Source organism: Parabacteroides sp. MSK.9.14 (genome assembly GCF_019041495.1).
In the GTDB taxonomy this organism is placed as follows: Bacteria; Bacteroidota; Bacteroidia; order Bacteroidales; family Tannerellaceae; genus Parabacteroides; species Parabacteroides merdae.
Genome location: NZ_JAHPXO010000077.1, coordinates 1 through 5011, shown reverse-complemented (window position 1 = coordinate 5011; position 5011 = coordinate 1). Strand labels below are relative to the sequence as shown.

The window sequence follows — 5011 nt, the reverse complement described above, 5'->3', positions numbered from 1 at the left end:
CACCTCGTGGTCGCAAATTCCGCCGCCGTTCTGTTTCAACATCCAGACGCAATCCATCTGTGAGGGATAGACGCTCTTGATACCCCGGCTTGCCAGCCCTTTCAGGTTGAGGTCGGGAAAGGTCTGATGGGAGCCGTCGTAGCGCGGGCGCACGAAACAGTTGAACTTGCGGTTATACATCGTCACAAGCCGCTCCTTGAACTGCGGCGACTGCTCTTCGAGCCATTCGGAGAAGCCGTTTCGTATCTCGTCAATCTTGGCGTTGGCGAGTTGTATTCCCTCGCTGTCGCGCATCTTGATGTCGTTGCCATGCTCGTCCTTGCCGATGGACTTCATCATGTCAGGGCAGGTGTTGTGCAGGGCGTGTTTTAGGAGGTGCATACCGTCATAGTTCCGGTAATACCCCTTCACCAGAAACTCGTCCGTGATTTTCATGGTGCGGTAGCCGCACACCACCGAAAACTCGTCCATGCTTGCGGAATAGGCGATTTTCACCTCCGTGTCGAACAGCCGGCTCATGTAGGCGGCATAGACACCCGTCGGAATCCAGCGTTCCCCGAAATTGAAGTCCAGATCCTCGAAGGCGATGCGCTGCGGCTCGGCATCTTTCAGAGCCTCCAACGCCTGCTTCACCTCCGGCATACGCTCATTTTCGGGATTGTCACCCATCCATGCCTCTATGCGTTCCGCTTTCTCTATGACATTTCCGGCGATGAAACGGTCTTTGATTTCGTAACCGGTCACGAGCGGATTGTAGTAGATGCGCCCTTGCAGGGCAGTGAGCAAATCCTCCGCCGTGCTGTCGGTTATCTCCCGCATATAGTCGAGATTGACCGTACCATATTTGTTGAGCGACGCAGACAGGGCTTCTTCGGGAGAGCCTACGTTGGCATGGCTCTCCACCGCGAAGGAAACAGGATGCTCGAAGATGTCCGCCTTGACGAACTTTCCGTTTTCCATCCGTTCCAGCGAAAGGATGTCGCGCCCGCCCGCATCCATCATCACTAACTTCACGTTCTGCTTGGCGTTGAGGTTGCCGTAGCGCATGACAAACTCATCGTAACAGGTATTCAGATGCTCTCGCCACGGAACATTTGCCTCGCGCCGGAGCGATTCATAACGGTACAGACGCTCGTAGGCGTCACGCAGCGACACATACAACAACGCCTTTTCCTTCTGGTATCCTTTCAGGTCGAGCGGCTGGAATGTCGCCCCGTATGGCGTGATGTCTTTCAGGTAGCCGATGTTATGACGCCCCCGGTCAGCCACCAGCGACCCTTCGCGCAGGTGCATCTCCGGCGTGCGGTGGTAGGCACGCGGAGAAAGGTCCACGACTTCCTCCTTCGGCTTTTCCGCTTCGATGTCGGGGAAAAGGAAAGTCCCCACCGCTTCCGATGGGGTATCTGTAACGGCAGGTGCGGCGACTGCCTCCGGCTGTGTTTCCTCCTGTCGTGGCTGCTCACGGGAAGTTTCCGGCACGGCTTTCACTTCCGTCTTTTCCGCCACTTGTTTCTCGTTATGCTGCCTTGCCAGTTCCCGAAGTTCTTTCCTACGCTCCGGCGTCAAACCCATCATCATTTCATAGAAACCGTTGATGGGAGGATTGGTATCCCAGTCCAGTGTGGCATAGATGTCGTCCGGGTCGGCAGGCTTGGCGGTGTTCTCCGCTTTCACCTCCTTATTCTCCATTGCGGGTTTTGCAGTTGGAGCTGTCGGTGTAACCGTGACTTTCGGTTTGGGCGGAGTGGACTTTGCCGTAACTGCCTTTTTCACCGTCTTTTTCTTTTTGGAGGTTTTCGGTTGGCTGACCTCTTCCGTCATCCCCCAGAGGTCAAGCAGGGTGAGCTGCACGCCTGCGGAATATTGCGGGCGCGGTTCTATCTCCGGCTTTTCATCTGCGGGTTGCGGCTTTTCTGTCGGAGTTTCCACCGTCTGCGCCGAGGATACTGTTTCCAATTTTATGGCAGGACGCTCTACTTTATTTTGAACGGCAACTTTTTCTTCCGTTCCTGCCTGCCGGATTGAACCCGAATACAAGCGCATGGCAAGCCTGTAATGGAAATCCTCGTCGAGCATACGGCGCAAATCCCCGGCGATGCCTGCTGCCTTGCCCTCGTGCAGATAAACCATAGCGGGCTTCCCGTAGGGGTCTGTGTCAAGTTTCGCCATCGTATGCACGATGCGTTCCGGGTGGTGGATGAAATAGGCGTTGTCGGTCAGGGCGGTTTTCGTGTCCGTCTGTATCACGGTCATCAGCCGCTCGTCCTGCGACATTTCCTTCTTGCTGAGGTTCTTTTGCAGGACAATCAGGTCACTGCCCACCTCCGTGCCCGCGTTGTCCGTGAACAGGTTGTTGGGCAGGCGTATCGCGGATACCAGATTGGCCTGACTGAACAGCTCGTTACGCACGGAGGTCTTGGTGCTATTCAATACCCCTTGCGAGGTGATGAACGCCACGATACCGCCGTCACGCACGGCATCCAGTCCTTTGAGAAAGAAATAGTTGTGGATGGTTTTCTGGGCGGAGCGTCTGCCGAAAGAGTCGCTCCGCTGAAACTCCGCGTCGAACACGGCAATGTCACCGAACGGAATGTTGGACACCGCCAAGTCGAAATAATTGTTGAACGGTCTTTCGATTTTCTCAAAACCGCAGGTGCGCATTTTCTGGTCGGGATAGAGATGCCTCAAGATTGTACCCGTGAGCAGATCCTTCTCGAAAGCCATCACATCCGCATTGGGGCTGTGCCGCAGCATGGAATCCACGAACACGCCGACACCTGCCGACGGTTCGAGCATACGGGCGGGGCGGACGCTGTAATCTGCCAGCACGTCCGCGATGGTGTCGGTTATCTCTTTGGGGGTGTAGAAAGCGGTCAGCACGGACGCTTTCAGCGAATCCACAAACCGCTTGTACTCTGTTTCGTCCTTGCTGTTCTCACGGATAAGCCTGTGCAGCTCCACCGTCGGGGCGAACAGTTCGAGGTCGGATTTCGCCCACCGGACGGCATCCGTCAGTTCCTTTGCAGGGTTGAGGATACATTTCAGACCGCCGAAACCGCAGTACCTTTGAAGTATGGCACGCTCTTCGGTTGTCGCTGTCCTATTTTCCCTGTCAAGGATGAATGCCGTCCGTATCGCCTCGATGTTGTCCCGCAGTTTCTGTTTGCGGTTAAACGCCATATTCGTCTAAGTAAAGGACGGTTGCTCCCGTCAGCTCCGTGTAGAGCAGGTCGTAATCGGAAGACAGGGCGAAATTGTCATCCGAGAGGTCATAGACGGAGAACACGTTGCCGACAAGCGGCAGCAGTTTCAGGACAAAGGCTTCACGCTTCTCTTCCGGCACTTCATCGGCAAACTCGTTTTCCACGACTTCGCGGAGGATGGCGTAACGGGAATAATGCAGCCCGCGCAGCAGCGTGTCCATCGCCAGTTCCTGCGCACCATCGGCGGGATAGCCTTCAAGCCGTGCCCTCTCATACGTTTCGGCGGCACGGTCGGCCCGTTCCCGTATGAAAGCGGTGTCGTCAGCCTGTTCAAACTTGTTCGTGCGGAGATAGTCCAGCAGGTACAGACCGTAATAGGAAAAGTCGGTCTGACCCTCGTTTTTCTTCTTGTTGTTCATTACTTTGGATTTAGCGGATTGATAATTAACGGGATAATCGGTTGGAAAAAGGAAGAAAAAGGCACTCGGTATCCCTCCGAGTGCCACCACTAAATCCAAAGTATGAGTGTAATCCGGTATCGAAGAACAATTCATTACTCTGAACAAGTGGCAAAGTTAATACTATTTCTTCCGTCCTGAAAATTTCTTGTCCTTTTTAGCCTCCGGGAACACAAAAGTCGTGTTATATTCCCCGTCAAAGGCGACAACAGCATCGAAACTCTTGCCCTGTTTGCTCTTGAACCCTTTGAGCAGCTTGGTATGCCCTTCGGTGAGCAGGTCTTTGATTTCATCGTCGGACAGGGTGCGTCCCGCTTTCAGCCGGAACACGGGCAGTCCGCACTCCGTGTTGTCGCAGCGTACCACCTTGCCGTAGAACCGCATCCTGCCCGTGCCACACTTGGGACACGCGCAGCCGGAGTCACGGCTGCCGAAGAGCTTGTCGCACGAGATCAGTTCGGAGGTTATCTCACGTGTGTACGCCTCTATCTCCTTGCGGAAGGTGTCGTCGGACAGTTCCCCGCGCTCGATACGCGCCAGCTCCTTTTCCCATTCGCCCGTCATGGCAACATCGGCGATGCGCATCGTCTTGACGACGGAATTGAGGGCAAGTCCTTTTTCGGTGGGAACAAGCGACTTCTTGCAGCGTTCCATGTAACCGCGCTTGAAAAGCGTTTCGATGATGGAGGCGCGTGTGGCGGGAGTACCGATGCCACAGTCCTTCATCGCCTGCCGCAGTGCGTCGTCCTCAATTTCCTTGCCCGCCGTTTCCATTGCCGAGAGCAGGGTGGCTTCGGTATGCAGCGGCTTGGGTTTGGTCTTTCCTTCGGTAATGGACGAGCCTTTCGGTGTCAGCGTGTCGCCTTCCTGCCAGCCGGGGATGGTAATTTCCTCTTTTTCCTCGCCATAGACGGCACGCCATCCGGTTTGCTTCACGACGCTGCCTTTTACGGTAAACTCCACTCCGGCACATTCCGCCGTGACAGTGGTCACATCCTTGACGCATTTCTCAGAGAATGCCTCGACCATGCGCCCGGCAATCATCTGATAGATGGTATTGTCCTCTTTGGAGAGGAAGAGCGGTTTCTCACCCGTGACGAGCAGGGCATGGTGGTCTGTCACCTTGCCGTCGTCCACGCTGCGGCGTGTCGGGGCGGCTTTTGCCCGCACCTTGTCTTTCCATTCGGGCTGTGTGCCGATGAAAGCGAGCAGTTTGGGAATTTCGGCAAACACGTCTTCGGGGATGTAGCGGCTTCCCGTTCTCGGATAGGTTATCAACTTCTTTTCGTAGAGTTTCTGCGCGATTTCAAGCGTCTGTTCCGCCGTGAAGCCGTGCTTGGCGTTGGCTTC

3 protein-coding genes are annotated in these 5011 nt (G+C 55.2%); all 3 read right to left on the bottom strand.

What is annotated here, in order from left to right:
• Positions 1-3180 (bottom strand): N-6 DNA methylase (locus tag KTG12_RS20915; protein ID WP_036895053.1); only part of this gene is annotated, 3180 nt, incomplete at its 3' end.
• Entirely contained in the window at positions 3170-3622 is a 453-nt protein-coding gene (locus tag KTG12_RS20910) for a DUF1896 domain-containing protein (RefSeq protein WP_004304266.1), read from the bottom strand. The genes KTG12_RS20915 and KTG12_RS20910, both read right to left, overlap by 11 nt.
• Before the next feature lie 162 nt (positions 3623-3784).
• Positions 3785-5011 (bottom strand): DNA topoisomerase (locus KTG12_RS20905; protein ID WP_182425363.1); only part of this gene is annotated, 1227 nt, incomplete at its 5' end.

Excerpts from the sequence above, each read along its gene's own strand:
- KTG12_RS20910 (WP_004304266.1), bottom strand. The coding sequence starts at position 3,622 with ATGAACAACAAGAAGAAAAACGAGGGTCAGACCGACTTTTCCTATTAC.